The sequence below is a fragment of the Rathayibacter caricis DSM 15933 genome (assembly GCF_003044275.1).
GTDB classification, from domain to species: domain Bacteria; phylum Actinomycetota; class Actinomycetes; order Actinomycetales; family Microbacteriaceae; genus Rathayibacter; species Rathayibacter caricis.
The window spans coordinates 3,520,945-3,542,915 of record NZ_PZPL01000001.1; the positions used below are offsets into that span (position 1 = coordinate 3,520,945).

A 21,971-nucleotide genomic window follows, 5' to 3' on the forward strand; every position below is an offset into this window, starting at 1 on the left:
CCTGCGGATCGCCGTGGTCGGCGACGTGATGCTCGACGTCGACCTCTCGGGGCCCGCCGAGCGGCTGAGCCCCGACGCGCCCGTTCCCGTCGTCGACGTCTCGACTCGCGGCGTCCGCGCCGGCGGAGCCGGGCTCGTGGCGCGGATGCTCGCCCGCGACGGGCACGACGTCACCCTCGTGACGGCGCTGGCCGACGACTCCGACGCCGACGTGGCGGAGCTGCGCGCGGCGCTGGACGGGATCCACGTGGTCGCCGGCCCGTCGGGAGCACCGACTCCGGTGAAGACGCGCGTCGCCGCCTCGGGGCAGGCCGTCGTGCGCTTCGACCGCGGCTGCGAGCGCCCGCCGGTCCCGGCCGTCACCGACGGCATGCTGGCGGCGCTGCAGGACGTCGACGCCGTCGTCGTCGCCGACTACGGCCGCCGCCTCACCGAGGACGGGTCGCTGCGCGCGGCGCTCGACGCCCTCACCGTGCCGCTCGTCTGGGATCCGCATCCCCGCGGCACCGCGCCCGTCGCCGGCACTGCGCTCGCGACTCCGAACCTCGCCGAGGCGACCGCGTTCTCGCAGGCGACGGGCCGCGGAGTCACGCTCGCCGAGACCGCCGCGACCACCCTGCTCGAGCGCTGGGGCTGCGCCGCCGTCGCCGTGACCATGGGCGGGAGCGGTGCGCTCGTGCGCTCGCGCGGCGCAGGCGTGCCCGTCGTCGTGCCCGCCGCCTCCGTGCCGCCGACCGACCCGTGCGGAGCGGGCGACCGGTTCGCAGCGTCGGCCGCGGTGGCCCTCGCCTCGGGCGCGTCCGCCTCGGAGGCGGTGAACGCGGCCGTCTCGGACGCCGGCGCCTACCTCCTCGCGGGCGGGGTCGCCTCGCTCGCGGCTCCCGCCGACACCGCGGTCCTGCACGGCGCCGGCGTCGACGCTCTGCGCGTCGCCGAGGCCGTCCGTGGCTCCGGAGGCACGGTCGTCGCGACCGGCGGCTGCTTCGACCTGCTGCACGCGGGACACGCCCGCACGCTCTCGGCGGCCCGGGCGCTGGGCGACTGCCTGATCGTCTGCCTGAACTCCGACGACTCGGTCCGCCGCCTCAAGGGCGCGTCGCGGCCGATCATCCCCGAGGACGACCGGGTCGACCTGCTGCTCGCGCTCGAATGCGTCGACGCGGTGCTCGTCTTCGGCGAGGACACCCCCGACGAGGCGCTGCGCCGCATCCGCCCCGACGTCTGGGTGAAGGGCGGCGACTACTCCGCCGAGTCCCTCCCCGAGACCGCGACCGTCGCCGAGTGGGGCGGGCGCGTGCTCACCGTGCCGTACCACCCGGGCCGCTCGACCACCCACCTCGCCGCGGCGCTCGCCCGCGTCGGCTGACCTCACCACTCCCGCCCCGCGACGGCGAGCCACCCGCGACCCGTCGCACCGTCACCCAGAAGGACATCATGAGTCTCACCCCCACCCCCATCGGCCGCGTCCTGATCACCGGAGGAGCCTCCGGCCTCGGCGCCGCCGTCGCGGCCGCCGTCACCGCCGCGGGCGGCACGCCGATCGTGCTCGACCGCGACGTCTCGAGCGTGGCCGAGGGCGTCGCCGCCTACCAGGTGGACGTCGCGAAGACCCGCGAGGCCGAGAAGGCCGTCGTCGACATCGCCCGCGAGCACGGCGGACTCGACGCCGTCGTCACCGCCGCCGGGATCGACCGCTGCGGCCGCCTCGTCGACGTCGACCCGGAGGAGTGGGAGCGCGTCATCTCGGTCAACCTCCTCGGCACCGCCGCGGTGGTCCGGGCGGCGCTGCCGTTCCTGACCGAGACCCACGGCCGCGTCGTCACCGTCGCCTCCTCGCTCGCGATCAAGGCCGTCTCGGACGCGACCGCCTACTGCGCGTCGAAGTTCGGCGTGCTCGGCTTCACCCGCGCCCTCGCCGCCGAGACCAAGGGCGAGATCGGCGTCACGACGCTCATCCCCTCGGGCATGAAGACGCGCTTCTTCGACGACCGCGACGCGCAGTACAAGCCGGGCCCCGACGCCCTGCTCAACGAGCCCGAGAACGTGGCGAACGCCGTCATGTTCGTCCTCGGCCAGCCGCAGGGCTGCGAGGTGCGCGAGCTCGTCATCACGCACGAGGAGGAGCCGTCCTGGCCGTGAGCCGCCTGATCCCCTAGGGATCGACTCCGCGAGATGCCACTCCGGTCCGCGACACGCCGTCGCGGGCGTACCGGAGTGGCATCTCGCGTCTCAGCGGGTGGCGGCGAGCACCTCGCGCACGTCCTCCAGGACAGCCTCGATCCGCACGTCCGCCACGAACGACGGGTCGTGCTCGCAGCGCGGAGCCGTCCAGCCGACCTGCGTCGTGTCGCGACCGCAGACCGGGCACGCGGTGGTCCAGCTGAGCTGCACGCGGTGGCGCTGCCGGCCCAGCGGTGCCGCGTTGATCGCATTGCCCACCCAGAAGACGCCGACGGTGGGGGCACCGACCGCAGCGGCGAGGTGGCGGGGGCCGCTGTCGTTGCCGAGCACGAGGTCGGCGAGCGAGAGCAGCGGAGCGAGGTCGCGCAGCTCCACGCGTCCCGCCCACGACTCGGCGCCGGGCGCCCCCGCGGCGATCGCGTCGGCGGCGGGCACGTCGGAGTCGTCGCCGACGACGAGCACGCGCGCTCCGTCCTCGAGCAGGGCCCGGGCCACCGCGGCGAACGACTCGGACGGCCAGCGGCGACGCGGATCCGTCGCCCCCGGGTGGATCAGCACGAGCGGACCGCCGCCGCCCAGCGTCGCCGCGAGCCGGTCGCGGCGCTCGACGTCGACGCGCAGCTCCGGCTCCAGCCGGACTGCCGGCGCCCCGGCGAGACCGACGACCTCGAGCGCGCGCAGCATCTCGTGCTGGTAGTAGACGTAGGGGATCATGCGCTCGAGCTCGGCGGCGTCGGGTGTGCGGGAGCCGACGGTGTGGCGCGCGCCCAGTCGCTGCAGGAACGGGTTGGAGTAGCGCCCGCCGCCGTGCAGCTGCACGGCGAGGTCGAAGGAGCGCGCGCGCATCCGAGCGGTGAAGTCCTCGACGACCCGCGGGTCCTCGCCCTGGCCGTCGCGGACGCCCTGCGCCACGGGCAGCACCTCCACGTCGGAGACGGGCGACACTCCGCCCTCTAGCAGGACGCGGTGGGCGGGAGTGCCGAGCAGGGTGATCTCGGCTCCCGGGTAGGCGGCGGCCAGCGCATCCACGGCGGGCAGCGCGAACAGCAGATCGCCGAGGCCGCCGCCGCGGAGCACGGCGATCCTCTCGACTCCGTCGAAGCGCTCTCGGAGGGGGGCGATGGCGACCACGGGGTGTTCCTCTCGGTGGTGCGGAGCCGGAGGGCCGGATCCGGGGAAGGTGCACTCCTCCCCTTCCCCGGACGGCCCGATCCGAAACGCCCGCGACCGGAGTCGACCCCGCGGGGTCAGCGGCGCGCGCCCGAGCGGCCGGCGAAGCGGGTGTAGACGAGCAGCACGATGATCGCGCCGATGACCGAGCCGATGATGCCGGCCGGCTGCAGGAATCCGTCGCCGGCGTCCTGCCCGAAGATCAGGAAGCCGAGGAACCCGCCGACGAACGAGCCGACGATGCCGAGCACGATGGTCATGAGGATGCTGATGCTCTGCCGTCCGGGGACGAGGAGGCGCGCCAGCGCTCCGGCGATGAGACCGACGACGACGATGCTGATGATGAGACCGATCACGATGGTCACCTTCCGTTGGGCGGACCGGGTCCGCGTGTCAGCCCTGCTGGTGCGGGGCCTGAGGCAAAGGTTCCACCCGCAGGGAGGCTGCGGTACACCCCTGGGGGTGTGGTCTCCGCTCGCCGGGGTGCGGTAGCGTCCGACCCATGTCCCGGACCGCGCCCCTCACCGTCGCGCTGGTCGACGACTACGACGTGGTGCTCACCGGCCTCGCGCACATGTTCGACCACTACCGCCACCGCGTGCTGGTCGCCGAGATCGACGCCAACGCGACACTGTCCGACACGATCGATGTCGTGCTCTACGACTCGTTCGCGCAACCGGAGTCGGACCACGACGAGATCGCGGGCCTCGTGAGGAACCCGCGCGCCCGCCACGTCGTCGTCTACACCTGGAACTTCGCGCCGACCCTCGTCGCCGACGCACTCGAGCAGGGCGTGCACGGCTACCTCTCCAAGACGCTGCCCGCCCGCGACCTCGTCGCCGCCCTCGAGCGGGTCGCCGCGGGCGAGATCGTCGTCAGCGATCCTCCGCAGCGGGCCGGAGCCGCGCCCGGGCTCGACTGGCCGGGCCGGCACGAGGGCATCACCGACCGCGAGTCCGAGATTCTCGCGCTCATCACGCAGGGCAAGAGCAACGCCGACGTCGCCGCGCTCACCTATCTCAGCCCCAACACGGTCAAGTCCTACATCCGGAGCGTCTACGGGAAGATCGGAGCGACGAGTCGCACGCAGGCCGTGCTCTGGGGCGTCGACCACGGCTTCACGCCGGATCACCACCGCATCGACCACTGGCTCGGCGGGCCCTGAGCCGCCTCAGCGCCGTGTGCCCGCTTCAGCGCCCTCCGCGCAGCGTCTCGAGCGGGTACTCCCCGAACCGCTGCAGGTACGCGCCGGCGAACCGGCCCGGGTTGAGGAACCCCCAGCGCGCCGAGACCGCGGCGATCGTCGTCGTGTCCGGATCCGCGTGCCGCAGCTCGTCGCGCGCCCGGTCGAGCCGGACGTCGCGGAGGTAGCCGAGCGGGGTCCGGCCGAAGTGCCGCCGGAACGCGAGCTGCAGCGCGCGCGGAGTGAGCGCCGCCGCTGTCGCGATGTCGCTGAGCGAGATCGGCGACGAGGCGAAGGCGTGCACGAACTCGGCCGCTCGGAGGAGGTGGGCGTTGCTCGGCCGGAGCACATCGGCCGGGACGGCGACCGGGCGGTGCGGGAACGCCGCGAGGAGCCGGAGCGCGACTCCGCGGTCGGCCTCGGCCAGCTGCAGTGCCGACGCGCGGGAGGCGAGCAGCCCGGACAGGTCGCGCACCGCATCCCACCAGGCGTCGACATCGGCGGGTCGGGGCACCGCGCGGTGGTCGAAGACCAGCGGGGCCGGATCGGCGCCCGTCGACTCCGCGGCGACTCCCTCGAGGAACCCGCCGTCCACGTGCACGAGGCGCTGGTCGTACTCGCCGAAGTCGAACTCGAACGGGCGTCCCGTGGGGAACACGGCCGGGCGTGCGCGCAGGAGCGGCGTCTCGTCACGGCCGACGTCCATCACTCCGCGGCCCGCCTGGAGCCACGAGACGACGTACTCCCCCTGCGGGGCGATCTCGCCGCGGATGGAGCCGCGGAAGGTCGAGGTGCGGATGCTGACCCGCTCGTCGCCCAGCGCGGTGTAGCGGAAGAAGAAGGAGTCGGGCAGCGGCTCCGCCCGGAACCGCGTGCCGTGGTACCCGTCCGAGTAGAAGGCGATCGCCTCGTCGACCCGGCGGCTCGCGTGCTCGAAGCCGGACACCGCCGGCAGTGCCGCACTCATCACTCGAGTCTGCCAGCGGGCGGCTCGGCGATCGACAGCAGAACCCCGTGTTCCCTCGCCGCTCGCCTTAATCCTTCGTATACTAACCTTTATGGCACGAAGGAAGAACGACGGCTCCTCGAAGCGCACGCCGAACCCGATGAACCCCTTCGACGGCAAGCCGGGCCTCTACAACCGGATCAACCGCGCGATCTACTCCTTCACCGGCCCCGCCCACGTCGGCATCGGCCGCCCGGAGGAGCCGTACGTCGCCCCCGCGGACCCCGTCTGCCCGCTCTGCGGCCGCCTGATGGCGCAGCACTCGATCGACCGCTCCGGCGAGCGCACGCAGCTGCACTGCCCGCGCGACTGAGCGCCGGTTCCCTCCTCCTTCTCCAGAAGTTGCGGTGAGCGCGCGCCGTTACCGCAACTTCTGCGGAAGCAGCACGGACGACGTCCGGCCCGCGCCTCAGCCACCCACGCGCGTGTTCTTGGTTCCTCAGTAGTTGCGGTGAGCGCGCGCCGATACCGCAACTTCTGCGGAAGCAGCGCCCCGCTCACCCCTCGCGCAGCCGCCGCCGGTTCACCTTCCCCGCGTCGCTGCGCAGCGGCTCCCGCTGCAGCCGCAGGGCACGCGGCGTCCGCGCCCGCCCGAGCCGCTCCCGCGCGAACGCGAGGAGCTCCTCCGCCCCCACGTCGGCCCGGTCGATGTCGACCACCGCCTCGATCGCCTGCCCCAGGTCCTCGTCGGGCACGCCGAACGCGACGGCCCCGCGCACGGCCGGATGCTCCTCCAGCACCCGCTCGATCTCGGCCGGGTGGATGCTCACCCCGCCGCGCAGCACGAGGTCGTCGACGCGGTCGAGCACGGTCAGCCGGCCGTCGGCGTCGAGCGACCCGAGGTCGCCGAGCGTGTCCCAGCCGTCCCCGGTCCGCCGCGACTCCCCGCCGAGGTAGCGGTACGCCGGCTCCGCGCCGCGCCGCATCCAGATCGTGCCCGGCCGCCCGACCGGCACCGGAGCCCCGTCCGCGTCGAGGATCCGCACCTCGGTCCCTCCGATCGGCCGACCGACGCTGCCCGGCCGCTCGAGCCACTCGTCGCCGCGGATCATCGTGAGCCCGTTCGACTCGCTCCCGGCGTACACCTCGACCACCGTCCGCGCCCCGACCCACTCGATCAGCCCGCGCTTGTCGGCGGGCGGGCACGGCGAGCCCAGGTGCAGCACCGTCTCGAGCGAGGACACGTCGACGTCGCGGTGCCCCGGCCAGCGCAGCAGCCGATGGATGGTCGTGGGCACCAGCAGCGCCCAGGTCACCCGGTGCTCCTGGATCGCCGCGAGCACCCGCCCCTCGTCGAACCGGGGCAGGATCACGAGCCGCTGGCCCGTCAGCAGCCCGCGGAACGCGTAGGTGAACGTCGCCGAGTGGGTGAGCGGCCCCGCGACCAGCTGCACCCCCTCCCGCGGCAGGAACGCGGCGACCGGCTGCGTCGGATCCATGACGGCGGGCGCGGCGGCGAGCACGATCTTCGGTCGGCCGGTGCTGCCGGAGGAGGCGGGCGCCTTCCACGACGACGCGGCGGCGTCCGGCAGCGGCGCGTCCGGCAGCGCGGGGTCCGGCTCGTGCCCGGCCGGCACCGACGGCACCCCGTCCAGCGCGAAGCCGACCGTCAGCGCCGGCCGCGCGAGGTCGGCGATCTCCGCCCGCTCGCGCGGCGAGAGGTCCCTCGACAGCGGCAGCGGAGTCGCTCCCGCCTTCCAGATCGCCGCGCAGACCACGACGAACTCGGCCGTGTTCGGCAGCGACACCGCGACGAGCGAGTCGTGCGCCACTCCGAGCGCCAGGTACGCGCGGGCGAGCCGCGTGCTCTCGGCCTCGAGCTCGCCGGCGGTGAGGGTGCGGTCGTCCGCGATCACCACGATCCGCTCCGGATCCGCCTCGGCGAGCGCCGTCACGCAGCGCGAGAAGGAGCGGCGCATCAGCTCGCGAGGTGCCGGCGGTAGAGGTCCTCGTGCCGGGCCGCGACGTCGCGCCAGTCGTGCGAGAAGGCGAGCGCCCGGCCGTCGCGCGGTGCCGACCCCTCGAGCGCCGCCGCGAGCGCGGCCCGGATCCCCTCGACGTCCGATCCGTACGCCACCGTGTCGCCGAACACCTCCCGCAGCACCGGCAGATCTCGGGCGACGACGGGCACCCCGGCGGCGAGCGCCTCCATCGCCGCGAGACCGAAGCCCTCCTTGGTCGACACGAAGCCGAGCACCGAGGCACCGGCGACGAGCGGAGCGACCTCCTCCTCGGCCAGAGTGCCCAGCACGACGGGCGACACCCCGAGCTCGCGGGCCCGGCGCTCGAACTCCTCGCGGTAGGGCCGGTAGTCGAAGAGCGTCTCGCCTCCGCCGAAGACGAGCGCGGTGCCCGGAGCGAGGCGGGCGTGCGCCTCGAGCAGGTCGATGCTGCCCTTGCGCGGCTCGATGCCGCCGAGGGCGAGCACGTACGGGCCAAGCCGGGCGCGCCAGGCCAGCGCCGCGTCGCTCCCGGCGGCGCCCACGAACCGCGCCGCGTCCACTCCGTTCGGGATCACCTCCGCTCGCCGTCCCCATCCGGCCGCCACGTCGTCGGCCACCGCCTGCGACACGCAGACGAGCGCCGCCGGGGCGACCAGGGCGCGCTCGTGGCACGCGACGAGCGCCGGAGTCGTGAACTCGTCGAGGTGATGCACCGTGCGCAGCAGTCCGCCGGGGCCCGCGAATCCGGCGTCCAGCGCCGCGTTCGCCGAGATGCAGTCCTGCGCGTGCACGACGTCGGCCTCGCCGCCGAGCGCCGCGGCCATCGCGGCGAGCGAGCGGACGATGCGGTCGCCGACGCTCTCGTCGTCGCGCGCCGCGAACGGCACGACCCGCACCCGCACCGCCGGCGCGACCGGCCGGAAGAACGCGTCGTCGCCCCCGCGCCCGAGCGTCCACACCGTCACCTCGTGGCCGCGGCCGGCGAGCGCCTCCGCGAGGGCGAGGGTGTGCACGACTCCCCCGCGCGGCCGGGTCGAGTACGTCAGCAGCGCGATCCGCACGCCGTCAGCCCTCGTCGGCCGCGAGCCGCACGCCGGGGTGGTAGCTGTGCTCCGCCCGATCGCGGAGGTGGTCCATGCTGCGGCGGGCCCGGGCGACGGAGGCGGCGACGTCGTCCGTCGCGGTCGCGAGCCCGCCCTTCGCCCAGGTCTTCGCCACGATCTCGCCCGCCGGATCGACGACCTTCGCCTGGCCGAGGAAGCGCAGCCCGCCCAGCACCCCGGTCTGGTTCGAGGACACGAGGTACACCTGGTTCTCGGCCGCCCGCGCGCAGTCGTAGAGGTCGAACAGGTGCGCCTGGCGGTCGTTGCGGATGCGGTCGGAACGGTCGGTCACGCTGGCGGGCCACGCGCTCAGGCAGCAGAGGATCTCGGCCCCGTCCAGCGCGAGCGAGCGCGCCGACTCCGGGAACGTCTTGTCGAAGTCGATCATCATGCCGATCCGCCCGACCGGGCTGTCGAAGGCGCCGAAGCGGTCGCCCGGCGCGTACACCCGCGACTCCCCCAGCGGCAGGTGGACCTTCCGGTGCGTGCCGATGACCTCACCGCCCTGCACGCAGACGGCGGAGTTGTAGCGCCGCGCCTCCCCGCCCTCGAGGGCCCGCTCGGCGATGCCGAAGCAGACCGTCATGTCGCCGGCCATCTCGGCGACCGCCGCCACCTCCGGCCCGTCCACCTCGACCGCCTCCGGCAGATCGTCCGGACCCGGGTGGTGCAGGTCGAGCAGGTAGCCGCCGAGCGTGGCGTCGGGGAGCACGAGCAGGTCGATCCCGCGCTCGCGGGCGCTGGCGATCATCCCGGGCAGCTTCACGAGGGTCCGCTCGAGGTCGCGGCCGAAGTGCGCCGCGACGGCGGCCATGGTGATCGTCGTCATGGTCCTCTTCCCGGCGACCGGCCCCGCGACCGGTGGGCGTCACCGTACCGCGGTGCTCTCGAGCCGGTCCAGTCGGCGTCCGGAGCGCAGCTGCTCCGCGACGTGGCCCGCGTCGCGCGCGATGGCCTCGAAGCGTCCGGAGCCCCAGGTGTGCAGCCAGGGCAGGCCCAGGAAGAAGAGCCCCGGCACGGACGTGGCACCCCGGCGGTGCGTCGGGTGCCCCGCTCCGTCGAAGACGCCGACCTGCACCCAGGAGTAGTCGGAGCGGAAGCCGACCGCCCAGATCACGCTCGTGATCCCGCTCGCCGCGAGGTCGAGCTCCTCGATCTCGCGCTCCGGCCGCCAGACGGGGACGTACCGCGCCTCGGTCGGCGCCGCCACTCCCGAGCGCTCGATGTAGGCGTCGATGTCGTTCTTGATCGACTCCGCCACCGAGTCCGCGTAGTCCAGCGACGCCTCCGCCGTCGGCGCGAAGCGCAGCACCCCGCCGTCGACCTTCTGCAGCCGGCCGTAGAGGTGCATGCCGTCGCGTGCGAAGGCTCGGAGGTCGATGTCTCGGCCGCCGTCGCGGCCGGTCACGTAGTGGTTCGTCGACTCCCGCTTCGAGAGGCCGCCGACCTGCGCGTGCACGGGCACGTCGTAGACGCCCATGTCCGCGAGCCAGGCGACGCAGTCGCGCCCGCGGTAGAAGCGGGCGACCCGCGGAGCCGTGCCGAGCGCCAGGTGCACCTCGCGGCCCTCGAGGAACAGGTCCTCCGCGATCTGCGCGCCCGACTGACCGGAGCCGACGACGAGCACACCGCCCTCGGGCAGGTCGGCCGCCGAGCGGTAGTCGGCCGAGTGCAGCTGCGCGACGGAGTCGGGGATCCGCTGCGCCACGGCCGGCAGCACCGGGCGATGGTAGCCGCCGGTGGCCACGACGACGCGGTCGGCCGTGATCGTGCCGCGCGAGGTGACGACCTCGAACCCGCCGCCCTCGCGCTCGCGCATCCGCAGCACCTCGGTGCCCTCGGCCACCGGCGCGTCGAACGACTCGGCGTAGCGGCGGACCCACACGTGGACCTCGTCGCGCGTCATGAACCCGTCGGGGTCGTCGCCGTCGTACGGGTAGCCGGGCAGACGGCACTGCCAGTTCGGCGTGACCAGCGTGAAGTTGCTCCACCGCCGGTCGAGCCAGTCGTGCGCGATCGTGTCGCGCTCGATCACCAGGTGGTCGATCCCGTCGTCGGTGAGGTGGCGGCTGATCGAGAGGCCGGCCTGGCCCGCTCCGATCACGGCGACCTCGACGTGCCGGCCGTTCTCGAGCGCGGTCACGAGGGCACCGCCGGCGGATCCATGGCCAGCACGCGGACGCGTCCGCCGTCGAAGCGGGCGGCCGCGGCGACGATGTCCGCCTCCTGCTGCATCGCAGAGGTGCAGGCGAAGCCGAACTTCGCGCGGACGCGGTCGCTCGCGATCCGCAGGGCCTCGCTCGAGCGGCCGACGAACTCCTCGAGCGGGTAGCTCTCGCCCGCGGCGAGGAAGTCGTGCATCACCAGGCTCGGCGAGTAGCAGCGCTCCTCGACGCCGTCGGGCCAGCGGACGGAGAAGGTCATCTCAGGCATGGACGAGGCCCCCGCTCCAGACCCGGTCGATGTCGTACGCGTCGGGGCGGCGGTCGCGCAGGTGGAACATGCCGCCGCGCATCGCCTCGAAGGTGCCCTGCACGTCGATCTCGGCGACGGCCATCCCCGAGCCCAGCAGCGTCGTCGCGAGGATGTTGCCGCCCGGATCCACGACCTTCGCGTTGCCGACGTAGCGCAGCGACCCGAACGTGCCCGACTGGTTCGACGCCATCCAGAACACCTGGTTGTCGAGCGCCCGGGCGATGTCGAACTGGTTGAACCGGTAGGTCCAGCGGTCCTCCTGCAGGTTCTCGGCCGTCGCCGTGCGCGCGGCCGGCCACGCCGAGAGCGAGGCGATGATCTCGGCGCCGTCGAGCGCCATCGAGCGCGCCGCCTCCGGGAACGCCTTGTCGTAGCAGATCTGCAGGCCGACGCGGCCGACCGGGGTGTCGTGCACCGCGTAGCCAGGGCCCGGCGAGTACGACATGTGCTCGCCCAGCGGCTGGTGCACCTTGCGATAGCTGCCGTAGATCTGCCCGCCGTCCAGCAGCGCCGCCGCGTTGTACCGCGTCTCGCCGTCCTCGTCGAGCTCGCAGAAGCCGATCGCGACGAGCAGGTCGCCCGCGATCTCCTGCACCCGACGCAGCTCCGGCCCGTCGAGCGAGATCGCCGGCGGCAGGGAGCGCGTGGTGGTGCGGAGAGTGTCGCCGTGGTTGCCGAGCGAGGAGAGGTAGCCGCCGATCGCGGCCTCGGGCAGCGCGAGGAACTCGACGCGCTTCTCCCTCGCCTCGTCGGCGAGCGCCTGGATGAGCGCGTAGTTCTGGTCGAGGTCGCGGGTGAAGTTGGCCGCGACGGATCCGACGACGGTCATCGCGGGCGCCTAGAGGTTGTAGGTGGAGTTGATGATGGCGCCCTTGCGGGCGTAGTGGATGACGGCGTCCTGCACGTCGAGCGGGTGGCACGGGATCGTGCCCTCGATCAGGTCCTCCTCGCGGAGTCCGTGCAGCGCCATGCCGAAGCGGCAGACGAAGACGCGGTTCCCCTCGTCGATGAACGTCTTCAGCGCGTTGTTGATGTTCTGCTCGCCCGGGAAGCCGGAGTCGCCGACCGTGGGGAAGCCGCGGGTCGCCATCGCGTTGATCGTGCCGGGGCCGTAGAAGTAGACGGCCGACTCGAAGCCCTTCCGGGCGGCGCGGGTCGCCTGCAGGATCGCGACGAAGCTGACGGAGGACTCGTGGGCGATGCCGTGCACGAGCGTGAAGTAGGACTGGCCGGGCTCGGCCTGGTAATCGGGGAACACCTTGGTGGAGCCGTAGAGGTTGCTGCCGTTCGGGAGCGACGGGTGCGCGATCTCGGAGCGCGACTTCTCGATGTTGGCGGTGATCTGGTCTTCGATGTCGGACACGGGAACCTCCGGGGTTCGTCGAGTGCCTGCGCCGAGGGGCGCAGGTGCGAGGGGGGACGACCGCGCCTGAGCACGGTGCGAGTCGAGCAAGGACAGGAGAGCCGGTGATGCGGTCGTGCTGTGATGCGGGTGTCGCTCGGGGCGGATCCGGACGAGCGGAGCGACGGGGCCGGGTCGTCGAGGACGCCTCCCGGTACCGATCAGTCAAGGCCGCTCCTGTTTCCGTGTGGTTTCGAGCGGAAGAAGCCTGCGTTACACGACAGCCGTCGCGGATGTAACACGATCGCGTTCCCGATGTCATCGTTCGGAAACACCCGGCGCCTCTAATGGGTGCTCACGGCGACGGACGTCCGCGCCGCGCACCGCTCGACTCGATGCACCGAGGAGCCCCATGACCGATCTGCAGATGCCCCGCCTGCGCACCGCCTCGCACTCCGTCCCGTCCGACTCCGCCGACTCGTCCTGCGGAGCGACTCCGCTGCGCACCCGCGTCGACATCGCCCTGCAGGGCATCCGCGTCGACGCCCCCGTGCACCGCGAGGCGGGAGCCGGCCCGAGCGACGACGGCCACGTCGTGCTCGGCGGCCTCGGCGCCGCGATCCCCGTGAACCCGCGCAGCCCCTACTCCGTCACCAACGGCCGCCTGCTGCTCGACGGCGCCGACATCGGCCTGGACGTCGAGCCGGTGAAGCGCCCGCGCTTCTACGACCTCGCGACCGCCGAGGGCGTCTCGTACGAGAAGATCGCCCGGCTGCACGGCCGCAACATCCTCGCCACCACCGTCGTGCAGACCTGCATGCGCTACGACGAGGCCGAGCGCTGCCGCTTCTGCGCCATCGAGGCGTCCCTGAAGAACGACTCGACCATCGCGGTGAAGACCCCCGCGCAGCTCGCCGAGGTCGCCGAGGCAGCCGCGCGGCTCGACGGCATCCGCCAGATGGTGATGACGACCGGCACTTCCAAGGGCCGCGACCGCGGCGCCCGCCACCTCGCCCGCTGCGTCCGCGCCGTGCTCGAGGCCGTGCCCGGGCTGCCGATCCAGGTGCAGTGCGAACCGCCCGAGGATCTCGCGGCGCTGCAGGAGCTCAAGGACGCCGGCGCCCTCTCGATCGGCATCCACATCGAGTCGATGGACGACGACATCCGCCGCCGCTGGACCCCCGGCAAGGCCCGCGTCTCGACCGAGAAGTACAAGGAGGCGTGGGCGGAGGCCGTGCGGATCTTCGGCCGCAACCAGGTCTCGACCTACCTCCTCGTCGGCCTCGGCGAGGACCCGGACCAGCTCGTGGCGAGCGCCGGCGAGCTGATCGAGATGGGGGTGTACCCGTTCGTCGTCCCGTTCCGCCCCCTGAAGGGCACGCTCGCGACGGAGGTGGACCACGTCCTCCCGCCCGCCGGCTCGCTCCTCGAGACGGTCAGCGAGCAGGTGGCCGCGCTGCTCATCGCCGCCGGCATGCTGTCGTCGGGCCAGAAGGCGGGCTGCGCCGCCTGCGGCGCGTGCGGCGTGCTGAAGACCGCCGGCGCCTGATGGAGCTGTCGATCCTCGAGGGCGTCCGGAGGACCGCTCCGGCCGCCCTGCCGTCGATCGGAGTCGCCGACGCGGCCGACGCCCGCGCCTATCGCGCCCTGCGCCGTGCGGTGTTCGTCGAGGAGCAGCAGCTCTTCGACTCCGACGATCGCGACGCCCTCGACGACGACCCGCGCACCGTCGTGCTCGTCGCCCGCCTCGGCGGCGAGGTCGTCGGCGGGGTGCGCCTCGCGCCCGCGCTCGAGCAGGACCTCGGCTGGTGGACCGGCAGCCGCCTCGTGGTCCGCCGCGACGCCCGCGGAGCGGCCGGGCTGGGTGCCGCCCTCGTGCGCGCCGCGTGCGCCGAGGCGGAGTCGCGCGGAGTGATCCGCTTCGAGGCGACCGTGCAGCGGCAGAACGAGGTCCTCTTCCGCCGCCTCGGCTGGGACCGCCTGGGCACCGCCGACGTCGCGGGCCTGCCCCACGTGCGGATGCGCTGGCCGATCGACCGCTTCGACCGCCTCGCCCGCGCGGCGAAGGCCTCCCTCGGACCGCTGCTCGAGGCGTTCGCCGGTCAGCTCGGCGGCCCCGGCTTCCGCGGCGACGACGGCGCCCCCGTGCCCGGCTCCGACCTGATCGCCGTCTGCGACGCGATCGTCCCCTCGATGGTCGAGCGCGATCCGGAGTGGGCGGGCTGGTGCTCGGTGCTCGTGAACGTGAACGACCTCACCGCCATGGGCGCGGATCCCGTGGGCCTGCTCGACGCGGTCGGCGCCCGCGACGCAGGCTCCGCCGCCCGCATCCTGCGCGGCCTCCGCGCGGCGTCCGAGGCCTGGGGCGTTCCACTGCTCGGCGGGCACACCCAGCTCGGCGTCCCCGCCGCGCTGTCCGTGACAGGGTTGGGCCGGACCTCCCGCCCGGTCCCCGGCTCCGCCCCGCTCGGTCACGAGCTGAGCCTGACCGCCGATCTGAGCGGATCCTGGCGCCCCGGATACGCGGGAGCCCAGTGGGATTCGACCTCCGGTCGCTCCCCCGACGTCCTGCGCTCTCTTGCCGAGAGTGTCGGCGCCTGCGCTCCCGACGGCGCGAAGGACGTCAGCATGGCGGGCCTCGTCGGCACCGTGGGCATGCTCGCCGAGGCGTCCGGCACCGCCGCCGAGCTCGACGTCGCCGCGATCCCCCGCCCCACCGCCGCCGGAGTCGCCGACTGGCTCTCCTGCTTCCCCGGCTTCGCGATGCTCACCGCCGACCGGCCGGGCCGGGGGCGGATGCGCTCCCCGTACGCCGCGACCGCCCCGATCGGCCGCCTCGTCCCGGGCGAGGGCGTCGTCCTCCGCTGGCCGGACGGCGAGACCACCCCCGCGATCGCCTCCGCGGTGACGCACCTCGGCGCGGCCTGAGCGGCTCTGAGGCGCGTCACCGCTCGTCCCCTCTCCACCCTCCCCTGCTCGCCGACTCCCTCCTCCAGAAGTTGCGGGAAACGCGCGCTTCTCCCGCAATATCTGCGGAACCGCGCCGGCCCCTCCTCCCGATCGCCCCCGCCCTTCTCCAGAAGTTGCGGTAAGCGCGCGCCTCTCCCGCAACTTCTGCGGAACCGCGCCCGCCCCTCCTCCCGGGCACCTCCTCCTCCCGGGCGCACTCTCCCTCCTCCAGAAGTTGCGGTAAGCGCGAGCGTGTCCCGCAACTTGTGGTGAACCGGGCGCGACCCTCCTCTCGCTCATCCCTCACCTCTCCAGAAGTCGCGGTAACCGCGCACCTCTCCCGCAACTCCTGCCGAACCGCGCCGCACGACCCGCCTCCCGCGCAACCCCGTCCGGCGATCCCGCGCGCCGTGTCTAGCCGCGGACCCCCGGGGTACCGGACGTGGGCAGACGCGCCCGCCGCCTCCGGCGAGCCTTGGAACGAGAGGTGACCGTGACCATCGACACCGCGACCCCCGCCGACTCCGCCACCGCGGACGACGCCCCCCGCAGCACCACCGACACCGCGACCGCCGCCGTCGCCCGCGCCCGCGCCGCGTTCCCCGGCTGGGCCGCCACCCCGCCCGCCGAGCGCGGGGCCCTCCTCCGCGCCGCCGCGCACCGCGTCGCCGAACGCGAGGAGGAGCTCGCCGCCCTCAACACCGACGAGACCGGCAAGCCCGCAGGGGACGCCCTCGGCGGCGTCCGCGCCGGAGTCGACACGCTCCTCCAGTACGCCGAGCTCGGCCCGCTGCACCGCGGCAAGTCGCTCCGCGGCGGCGCCCTGAACGTCGACCTCGCCCTCCCGCACCCGCGCGGCGTCGTCCTCGCGCTCACCCCGTGGAACGACCCCGTCGCCGTCGCCGCCGGCATGCTCGGCGCCGCGATCGTCTCGGGCGATGTCGTCGTCCACAAGCCGAGCGAGCGCAGCCCCGGCACCGGCGCCCTCTTCACGCGGATCCTCGCCGAGGCCCTCCCCGAGGGCGTCCTGACGCTCGTCGAGGGGGACGGCGCCGTCGGCGACGCCCTGGCCCGCACCGAGGGCGTCGCAGTCCTCGCGCACGTCGGATCCACGGCCACGGGCCGTGCACTGGCCCGCGTCGCCGCCGTCACCGGTGCGCACGTGATCCTCGAGAACGGCGGCAACGACGCGCTCGTCGTCGACGCCGACGTCGATCCGGTCTGGGCCGCCGAGCAGGCCGCCCTGGGCGCGTTCGCGAACGCCGGCCAGATCTGCACCTCCGTCGAGCGCATCTACGTGCACCACGCCGTCGCCGACGCGTTCACCGCGGCGCTCGTCGCCGAGGCCGACCGCTGGAGTGCGGGCCCGCTCCCCCGCCTCGTCGACGCCCGGATGCGCGACGCCGTGCACGAGCACGTGACCGAGGCGCTCGAGTCGGGCGCCCGCGCCCTCATCGGCGGCGAGCCCGGCGACGGCACCTTCTACCCGGCCACGGTCCTCGCCGACTGCACCGACGAGATGCTCGTCATGACCGAGGAGACGTTCGGCCCCGTCGCTCCGATCGTCGTCGTCGACGACTTCGACGAGGCGCTCCTCCGCGCCGCCGCGAGCCCCTACGGCCTCGCCGCCACGGTGCTCACGGCCGACATGGAGCACGCGCACCGCGCCGCGGCGGCCCTGCCCGTCGGCACCGTCAAGATCAACGCCGTCTTCGGAGGCGCTCCCGGCGGCAGCGCCCAACCGCGCGGCACGAGCGGCTCCGGCTTCGGCTACGGCCCCGAGCTGCTGGACGAGATGACCACCACCACGGTCGTCCACTTCGGCCTCCCCGTCCTGCCCGGCGGCGCGCGATGAGCCTCGAGGGCTCCGCACTCCAGCGAGCGAGCGCGCTCGTCGCGCACGTGCGCGAGCACCCGCCGGTCGTCGCCGTCGTCGGCGACCTGATCCTCGACTCCTGGTGGCTGGGCGACGCCGAGCGCGTGACGCGCGAGGCTCCGGCTCCGGTCCTCCGCCTCGACGACGTCGTGGACGTCGCGGGCGGTGCCGCCAACACCGCCGCGAACCTGCGCGCTCTGGGTGCCGAGGTCCGCACGGTCGGAGTCGCGGGCCGCGATCCCGAGGGCGACCGCCTGATCGCGGCGCTCGAGCGGGCGGGCCTGGACACCGGGTCGATCCTCCGGACCGCTGCCGCCACCACGATCAAGACCCGCGTGGTCGGCGGCGACAGCGTGATGCTGCGCGTCGACTCCGGACCGCACCGCCCCTCCGACGACGAGATCGCGCGGCTCGCCGAGCTCGCCGTGCGGGCGGCCGAGGGCGCCGACGCCGTGCTCGTCTGCGACTACGGCTCCGGCATCCTCCGCGCGGCCGTCGAGCGCGTGCTCGCCGAGCACCGCCCGGACCTGCTCGTGATCGACGCGCACGAGCTCGCCGACTGGGCCTTCGCCCGCCCCGACCTCGTCACGCCGAACGCGAAGGAGGCGGAGGCGCTCCTCGGCTCGACCCTCGGCCGCGGAGCAGCGAGGGCGACCGCCGTCCGCGACGCTGCCGATGCCCTCCGCGAGCGCTCCGGCGCCCGTCACGTCGTGGTCACCCTCGACCGCGAGGGCAGCCTCGCCCTCGACGCCGACGGCACCGTCAGCCGCACCTTCGCGCAGCCCGCGGAGGAGAAGCAGGCGTCCGGAGCCGGCGACACGTTCGCCGCCACCGCCACGCTCGCCCTCGCCGCAGGCCGATCGCTGGCCACCGCCGTCGACCTCGCCCAGGCGGCGGCCGACGTCGTGGTCCAGCGCCCCGGCACCTCCGTCTGCTCCGCAGACGATCTCCTCGCCTCCCTCGCCGCCCCCGGCGCCGTGGTCCTCGGCGAGGACCGCCTCGTCGAGGTGCTCGCCGAGGAGTCGCGCCGCGGCCGCCGCGTCGTCTTCACCAACGGCTGCTTCGACGTCCTGCACCGCGGCCACACCGCCTACCTGCGCCAGGCGCGCGAGCTCGGCGACGTGCTGGTCGTGGCCGTGAACGACGACGACTCCGTCCGCCGCCTGAAGGGCGAGAGCCGGCCGATCAATCCCGAGGGCGACCGCGCCGGCGTGATCGCCGAGCTCGGCTGCGTCGACTACGTGACCCTGTTCAGCGGCGACACCCCCATCCCGCTGCTCGAGCGCGTACGACCCGACGTCTACGTCAAGGGCGGCGACTACAACCCCGACATGCTCCAGGAGGCGGTGGTCGTCCGCTCCTACGGCGGCACCGTCACCACGGTCGGCTACGTCTCGGAGCACTCCACCACCGAGATGGTGCAGCGCATCCGGTCGGCGGCCCCGCGGTGACCAGCCGGCGCTGGTCGGGCCAGTGGGGGCGGCCCCTCGAGCCCGAGGCGCCGCTGATCGACGTGCTCGTGCCGACCGCCGGACGCCGTGCCGAACTGACCGCGACCCTCGCCGGTCTCGCGGCGCAGGACGATCCGCCGTTCCGCGTGATCGTCAGCGACCAGTCCGACGACGCGGTCGCCGAGAGCGACCCCGTGGTGCTGGCGATGCTGCGCGTGCTGGAGGCGCAGGGGCGCGCGCCGATCGTGCGGAGGCACCTCCCCCGCCGCGGACTCGCCGAGCAGCGCCACTACCTGCTCTCGCTCTCCACCGCGCCGTCCGTCCTCTTCCTCGACGACGACGTGTGGCTCGAACCGGGCACGCTGCTCCGGATGCACGAGGCCCTCGAGCGCCTCGGCTGCGGCTTCGTCGGCTCCGCCGTGCAGGGGCTGTCCTACCTCCAGGACGAGCGACCGCACGAGCAGACCGCCTTCGAGCCGTGGGACGACGACGTGCAGCCCGAGCGCATCCGCCGCGGCACCCCGGAGTTCGAGCGCTGGCCGCTGCACAACGCGGCGAACCTGACGCATCTCGCCGCCCGGCTCGACGTGGCGGAGGGCGACTGGCGCGCCTACCGCGTCGCCTGGCTCGGCGCGTGCGTCCTCTACCGCCGCGACGCCCTGATGGCCAGCGGCGGCTTCGACTTCTGGGAGCAGCTGCCCCCGGAGCACAGCGGCGAGGACGTCGCCGCGCAATGGCGCGTCATGGAGCGGTTCGGCGGCGCGGGGCTCATCCCCAGCGGCGCCGTCCACCTCGAGACGCCCACGACGGTCACCGACCGGCGCGTCGACGCCTTCGACCGGCTCTTCGCCGAAGAGCACCAGCACTGACCGCACCACGAAAGGACACCGTCATGGACGCCCCCAACCCCATCCAGATCCAGAAGTACCTCTCGGGCATCGACTACCCCGCCTCGAAGGACACCATCGTCGAGACGGCCGAGAAGGAGGGCGCCGACAGCGACGTCCTCGACGCGCTCCGCGCCATCCCCGAGGGCGACTACGAGAAGCCGACCGACGTCAGCTCGGCGGTCTCGAAGGCCTGAAGCAGAGCTCGAGCACGGCGGAGGAGGCCGTCCCCGAGGGGGCGGCCTCCTCTCGCTTCCTCAGACGGACGCAGTCTCGCGTTCACGCAGCACGCCGGAGTCGAGCGCCGCGAACGACAGCACCTTGTACCCCTCCGACTCGAAGAAGACGGTCGCACGGTCGTTCTCGACGCTCATGACCGTCCCCGAGCCCCACTCGCGGTGCTCGACGACCTCGTCGACGCTCAGCGGGGCCTCGGCGGGCGCCTCCTCGACGGCCGCCTCGTGCGTGGCCTCGTGCCGTTTGCAGCCGTCGCAGTTCCCGCACCACTCCGACCCCTCGACACCGAAGTAGTCGAGCAGCACCCGGCGGCGGCAGTGCGACGTCTCGGCGTAGGCGCGCATCATCGACAGGCGGGACTCGGCGATCCGCTCCCGCGAGGCGAGCGCCTCCTTCACGGCGTGCACTGCCGCGTCGGCGTCCGCGTCTCCTGTGGCGCGCACCCCGTCGGAGGTGTCGACCAGGTCGGCGTCGACGAGATCGTTGACGAGCCGGGCGATCGTGCGGGCCGGCTTGTCGAGCGCCGCGGCGAGGTCGGCGACGCCGACTCCCGGCTCGCCGGTGACAGCGGCCCAGACGACTTTCAGCGCCGCCGTGTCGACCGACCGCTTCGAGAAGAAGCGGCGGAGCCCCAGGTCCTCGGCGCGGTAGTGCAGGGCGGCCGTCGCAGGCTCGCTGTCGCGACCCGCGCGGCCGATCTCCTGGTAATAGGCGTCCAGAGACTCCGTGGTGGTCGCGTGCAGCACGAAGCGCACGTCGCCCCGGTCGATGCCCATGCCGAAGGCCGAAGTCGCGACGACGACATCGAGGCCACCGTCGCGCCACTGGTCCTGCACGTCGCGGCGCTCGCTCACCTTGAGGCCGGCGTGGTAGGCGGCGACGCGGCGCCCCTCTGCGGCGATCTCGGCGGCGTAGGCCTCGGTCTCCTTGCGCGTCGCGACGTAGACGAGACCGGGAGCCGTCCAGCTGCGCGCCTCCTCGACGACCGCGGCGCGCTTCTCGTTCTCGCTTTCGTGGCGGTGCACGACGAGCCGGATCTCGGGGCGGTCGACCCCGTGCACCTGCACCTCGGGATCGGTCATCCTGAGGCGCTCGACGATCTCGTCGCGCACGGGACCCGACGCGGTGGCCGTCATCGCGAGCACCGGCGGATCGCCCAGCTCGCGGCGCACGTCGGCGAGGCGCAGGTAGTCGGGTCGGAAGTCGTGGCCCCAGGACGACACGCAGTGCGCCTCGTCGACGACGAGGAGCGAGACGCCCGCCGCGGCGAGCCGCGCGACGTTCTCCTCCTTGGCCAGCTGCTCGGGAGCGAGCAGCACGTAGAGCGGGCCGCCCTCGTCGATGCGCTTCCATGCACGGGCGACGGCCCCGGCTCCTGCTGAGGAGTTGATGGCGACGGCGGGCGGTGCGGCGGGGGCGGCCTCGATGGAGGCGAGCTGGTCGGCCTGCAGCGCGACGAGCGGCGAGACCACGAGCACGACGCCGCCGCGCTGGGCACCGGCGATCTGGTACACCGCCGACTTGCCGCCGCCGGTCGCGAGGACCAGCAGGGTGTCGCGTCCGGAGGCCGCCGATTCGATCGCCTCGCGCTGCCCCGGCAGGAGCGACGTCCAGCCGAAGTCCTCTCGGGCGATGCGTGCGACGGGGTCGTTCCGGGACGAGTTCATGCCTTCGACGCTACGTCGAACACCTCTTCGAGCGACTCCGCTTGACAGCTCGGGGGAGCACGGTGAAGTGCTCCCCCGAGCCGGTCCCCCGACGCGCCGGACGCTCCTCCGGCGGATTTGTCAACGTCCTGCGCCGCTGCCGCGGTGGGTGCTGGGCTGAGGTCACCGACCGGAAAGGAGCCACCATGGCGAACGAGGACCTCCCCGAGCAGACCACCGGAGCGGGCTCGACCGCGGGTGCCGACCCGACCGCCGTCGACGGCGCGCAGACCACCCTGCCCGGCGAGGACGCGACCGACGCCTCGATGGCGGGAGCCGCTCCCGGCGGCACCGCGATCGACCGCGGCACGTCCGATCAGGTCACCGATCTCGACAGCGGAGGCGACTCCGTCGCCGACGACGACGAGCTCCCCGACGAGACGACCGGCCCGACCACCGCCGACTGACGCGCCCCGACGCGCAGAAGGGCCTCCTACCCGCAGGTGGAAGGCCCTTCCCGAC

At 73.8% G+C, this 21,971-nt stretch carries 22 protein-coding genes; 11 read left to right on the forward strand and 11 right to left on the reverse strand.

Features of this window, described 5'->3' with window-relative positions:
• Window position 1: 1 nt before the first annotated feature.
• Both C1I63_RS16460 and C1I63_RS16465 read left to right on the forward strand, forming a co-directional pair.
• Entirely contained in the window at window positions 2-1,366 is a 1,365-nt protein-coding gene (locus tag C1I63_RS16460) for a PfkB family carbohydrate kinase (protein ID WP_107575922.1), read from the forward strand.
• Window positions 1,367-1,434: 68 nt separating this feature from the next.
• Window positions 1,435-2,139 (forward strand): SDR family oxidoreductase, encoded by a 705-nt coding sequence (locus C1I63_RS16465; RefSeq protein ID WP_055793508.1) that lies wholly within the window; start codon window positions 1,435-1,437, stop codon window positions 2,137-2,139.
• Between the two features lie 90 nt (window positions 2,140-2,229).
• Here the strand turns inward: C1I63_RS16465 and C1I63_RS16470 are convergent, their stop codons facing one another.
• Both C1I63_RS16470 and C1I63_RS16475 read right to left on the reverse strand, forming a co-directional pair.
• Complete coding sequence (locus C1I63_RS16470; RefSeq protein ID WP_107575466.1) at window positions 2,230-3,312, reverse strand: glycosyltransferase family 9 protein; 1,083 nt, start codon at window positions 3,310-3,312, stop codon at window positions 2,230-2,232.
• A 116-nt stretch (window positions 3,313-3,428) separates the two neighbouring features.
• Complete coding sequence (locus C1I63_RS16475; RefSeq protein WP_055793914.1) at window positions 3,429-3,707, reverse strand: GlsB/YeaQ/YmgE family stress response membrane protein; 279 nt, start codon at window positions 3,705-3,707, stop codon at window positions 3,429-3,431.
• Window positions 3,708-3,853: 146 nt separating this feature from the next.
• On the opposite strand from C1I63_RS16475, the gene C1I63_RS16480 reads away from it, so the two are divergent.
• A complete protein-coding gene (locus tag C1I63_RS16480; protein WP_107575467.1) occupies window positions 3,854-4,516 on the forward strand; it encodes a response regulator transcription factor in 663 nt (220 codons plus the stop codon).
• Between the two features lie 25 nt (window positions 4,517-4,541).
• On the opposite strand, the gene C1I63_RS16485 is transcribed toward C1I63_RS16480, so the two are convergent.
• Window positions 4,542-5,501 (reverse strand): helix-turn-helix transcriptional regulator, encoded by a 960-nt coding sequence (locus tag C1I63_RS16485; protein ID WP_107575468.1) that lies wholly within the window; start codon window positions 5,499-5,501, stop codon window positions 4,542-4,544.
• Between the two features lie 91 nt (window positions 5,502-5,592).
• Here C1I63_RS16485 and C1I63_RS16490 point away from each other — a divergent pair, with 91 nt between their 5' ends.
• On the forward strand, window positions 5,593-5,853 hold the full coding sequence (locus C1I63_RS16490; RefSeq protein WP_244907120.1) for a hypothetical protein: 261 nt from the start codon (window positions 5,593-5,595) through the stop codon (window positions 5,851-5,853).
• Window positions 5,854-6,037: 184 nt separating this feature from the next.
• On the opposite strand, the gene C1I63_RS16495 is transcribed toward C1I63_RS16490, so the two are convergent.
• Genes C1I63_RS16495 through C1I63_RS16525 form a run of 7 tightly spaced genes read right to left on the reverse strand, consistent with a single transcriptional unit; the run spans window position 6,038 to window position 12,424 of the window.
• The gene (locus C1I63_RS16495; protein ID WP_107575470.1) at window positions 6,038-7,459 is read right to left on the reverse strand and encodes an AMP-binding protein; all 1,422 of its coding nucleotides are present in this window, start codon (window positions 7,457-7,459) and stop codon (window positions 6,038-6,040) included.
• Window positions 7,459-8,544 carry an MSMEG_0565 family glycosyltransferase gene (locus tag C1I63_RS16500; protein WP_107575471.1) on the reverse strand — a complete coding sequence of 362 codons (1,086 nt, stop codon included), beginning with the start codon at window positions 8,542-8,544 and terminating at the stop codon, window positions 7,459-7,461. Before C1I63_RS16500 ends, C1I63_RS16495 begins: the two co-directional genes overlap by 1 nt.
• Window positions 8,545-8,548: 4 nt before the next feature.
• Window positions 8,549-9,415, reverse strand: a complete 867-nt coding sequence (locus C1I63_RS16505; protein ID WP_107575472.1) for a carbon-nitrogen hydrolase family protein — start codon at window positions 9,413-9,415, stop codon at window positions 8,549-8,551.
• A 39-nt stretch (window positions 9,416-9,454) separates the two neighbouring features.
• Entirely contained in the window at window positions 9,455-10,729 is a 1,275-nt protein-coding gene (locus C1I63_RS16510) for an MSMEG_0569 family flavin-dependent oxidoreductase (RefSeq protein ID WP_107575473.1), read from the reverse strand.
• Entirely contained in the window at window positions 10,726-11,010 is a 285-nt protein-coding gene (locus tag C1I63_RS16515; RefSeq protein WP_243591623.1) for an MSMEG_0570 family nitrogen starvation response protein, read from the reverse strand. Before C1I63_RS16515 ends, C1I63_RS16510 begins: the two co-directional genes overlap by 4 nt.
• Window position 11,011: 1 nt before the next feature.
• Window positions 11,012-11,890 (reverse strand): carbon-nitrogen hydrolase family protein, encoded by an 879-nt coding sequence (locus C1I63_RS16520; protein ID WP_107575475.1) that lies wholly within the window; start codon window positions 11,888-11,890, stop codon window positions 11,012-11,014.
• A gap of 9 nt (window positions 11,891-11,899) precedes the next feature.
• Window positions 11,900-12,424 (reverse strand): MSMEG_0572/Sll0783 family nitrogen starvation response protein, encoded by a 525-nt coding sequence (locus C1I63_RS16525; protein ID WP_055793533.1) that lies wholly within the window; start codon window positions 12,422-12,424, stop codon window positions 11,900-11,902.
• A 391-nt stretch (window positions 12,425-12,815) separates the two neighbouring features.
• On the opposite strand from C1I63_RS16525, the gene C1I63_RS16530 reads away from it, so the two are divergent.
• The 6 genes from C1I63_RS16530 to C1I63_RS16555 all read left to right on the forward strand — a co-directional run bounded on the left by C1I63_RS16530 (window position 12,816) and on the right by C1I63_RS16555 (window position 19,763).
• A complete protein-coding gene (locus tag C1I63_RS16530; RefSeq protein ID WP_243591625.1) occupies window positions 12,816-13,952 on the forward strand; it encodes an MSMEG_0568 family radical SAM protein in 1,137 nt (378 codons plus the stop codon).
• Window positions 13,922-15,331, forward strand: coding sequence for an MSMEG_0567/sll0787 family protein (locus C1I63_RS16535; RefSeq protein ID WP_244907123.1), 1,410 nt, complete (start codon window positions 13,922-13,924; stop codon window positions 15,329-15,331). Before C1I63_RS16530 ends, C1I63_RS16535 begins: the two co-directional genes overlap by 31 nt.
• Window positions 15,332-15,845: 514 nt before the next feature.
• Window positions 15,846-17,207, forward strand: coding sequence for an aldehyde dehydrogenase family protein (locus C1I63_RS16540; protein WP_107575924.1), 1,362 nt, complete (start codon window positions 15,846-15,848; stop codon window positions 17,205-17,207).
• The gene (gene rfaE2, locus C1I63_RS16545) at window positions 17,204-18,679 is read left to right on the forward strand and encodes a D-glycero-beta-D-manno-heptose 1-phosphate adenylyltransferase (RefSeq protein WP_107575477.1); all 1,476 of its coding nucleotides are present in this window, start codon (window positions 17,204-17,206) and stop codon (window positions 18,677-18,679) included. Before C1I63_RS16540 ends, rfaE2 begins: the two co-directional genes overlap by 4 nt.
• The gene (locus C1I63_RS16550) at window positions 18,676-19,548 is read left to right on the forward strand and encodes a glycosyltransferase family A protein (RefSeq protein ID WP_107575478.1); all 873 of its coding nucleotides are present in this window, start codon (window positions 18,676-18,678) and stop codon (window positions 19,546-19,548) included. Before rfaE2 ends, C1I63_RS16550 begins: the two co-directional genes overlap by 4 nt.
• Before the next feature lie 23 nt (window positions 19,549-19,571).
• Window positions 19,572-19,763: a DUF2795 domain-containing protein gene (locus tag C1I63_RS16555; protein ID WP_107575479.1), complete on the forward strand. Its 192-nt coding sequence runs from the start codon at window positions 19,572-19,574 to the stop codon at window positions 19,761-19,763.
• Between the two features lie 60 nt (window positions 19,764-19,823).
• Here the strand turns inward: C1I63_RS16555 and C1I63_RS16560 are convergent, their stop codons facing one another.
• Window positions 19,824-21,470 (reverse strand): RecQ family ATP-dependent DNA helicase, encoded by a 1,647-nt coding sequence (locus C1I63_RS16560; RefSeq protein ID WP_107575480.1) that lies wholly within the window; start codon window positions 21,468-21,470, stop codon window positions 19,824-19,826.
• A 185-nt stretch (window positions 21,471-21,655) separates the two neighbouring features.
• On the opposite strand from C1I63_RS16560, the gene C1I63_RS16565 reads away from it, so the two are divergent.
• Window positions 21,656-21,916, forward strand: a complete 261-nt coding sequence (locus C1I63_RS16565) for a hypothetical protein (RefSeq protein ID WP_056867655.1) — start codon at window positions 21,656-21,658, stop codon at window positions 21,914-21,916.
• The last annotated feature ends 55 nt before the right edge of the window (window positions 21,917-21,971 follow it).

Bases quoted from the DNA above. Each gene is read 5' to 3' on its own strand.
- C1I63_RS16465 (WP_055793508.1), top strand. From the start codon at position 1,435: ATGAGTCTCACCCCCACCCCCATCGGCCGCGTCCTGATCACCGGAGGA.
- C1I63_RS16480 (WP_107575467.1), top strand. From the start codon at position 3,854: ATGTCCCGGACCGCGCCCCTCACCGTCGCGCTGGTCGACGACTACGAC.
- C1I63_RS16485 (WP_107575468.1), bottom strand. From the start codon at position 5,501: ATGAGTGCGGCACTGCCGGCGGTGTCCGGCTTCGAGCACGCGAGCCGC.
- C1I63_RS16490 (WP_244907120.1), top strand. From the start codon at position 5,593: ATGGCACGAAGGAAGAACGACGGCTCCTCGAAGCGCACGCCGAACCCG.
- C1I63_RS16495 (WP_107575470.1), bottom strand. From the start codon at position 7,459: ATGCGCCGCTCCTTCTCGCGCTGCGTGACGGCGCTCGCCGAGGCGGAT.
- C1I63_RS16505 (WP_107575472.1), bottom strand. From the start codon at position 9,415: ATGACGACGATCACCATGGCCGCCGTCGCGGCGCACTTCGGCCGCGAC.
- C1I63_RS16515 (WP_243591623.1), bottom strand. From the start codon at position 11,010: ATGACCTTCTCCGTCCGCTGGCCCGACGGCGTCGAGGAGCGCTGCTAC.
- C1I63_RS16520 (WP_107575475.1), bottom strand. From the start codon at position 11,890: ATGACCGTCGTCGGATCCGTCGCGGCCAACTTCACCCGCGACCTCGAC.
- C1I63_RS16530 (WP_243591625.1), top strand. From the start codon at position 12,816: ATGACCGATCTGCAGATGCCCCGCCTGCGCACCGCCTCGCACTCCGTC.
- rfaE2 (WP_107575477.1), top strand. From the start codon at position 17,204: ATGAGCCTCGAGGGCTCCGCACTCCAGCGAGCGAGCGCGCTCGTCGCG.
- C1I63_RS16555 (WP_107575479.1), top strand. From the start codon at position 19,572: ATGGACGCCCCCAACCCCATCCAGATCCAGAAGTACCTCTCGGGCATC.
- C1I63_RS16560 (WP_107575480.1), bottom strand. From the start codon at position 21,470: ATGAACTCGTCCCGGAACGACCCCGTCGCACGCATCGCCCGAGAGGAC.
- C1I63_RS16565 (WP_056867655.1), top strand. From the start codon at position 21,656: ATGGCGAACGAGGACCTCCCCGAGCAGACCACCGGAGCGGGCTCGACC.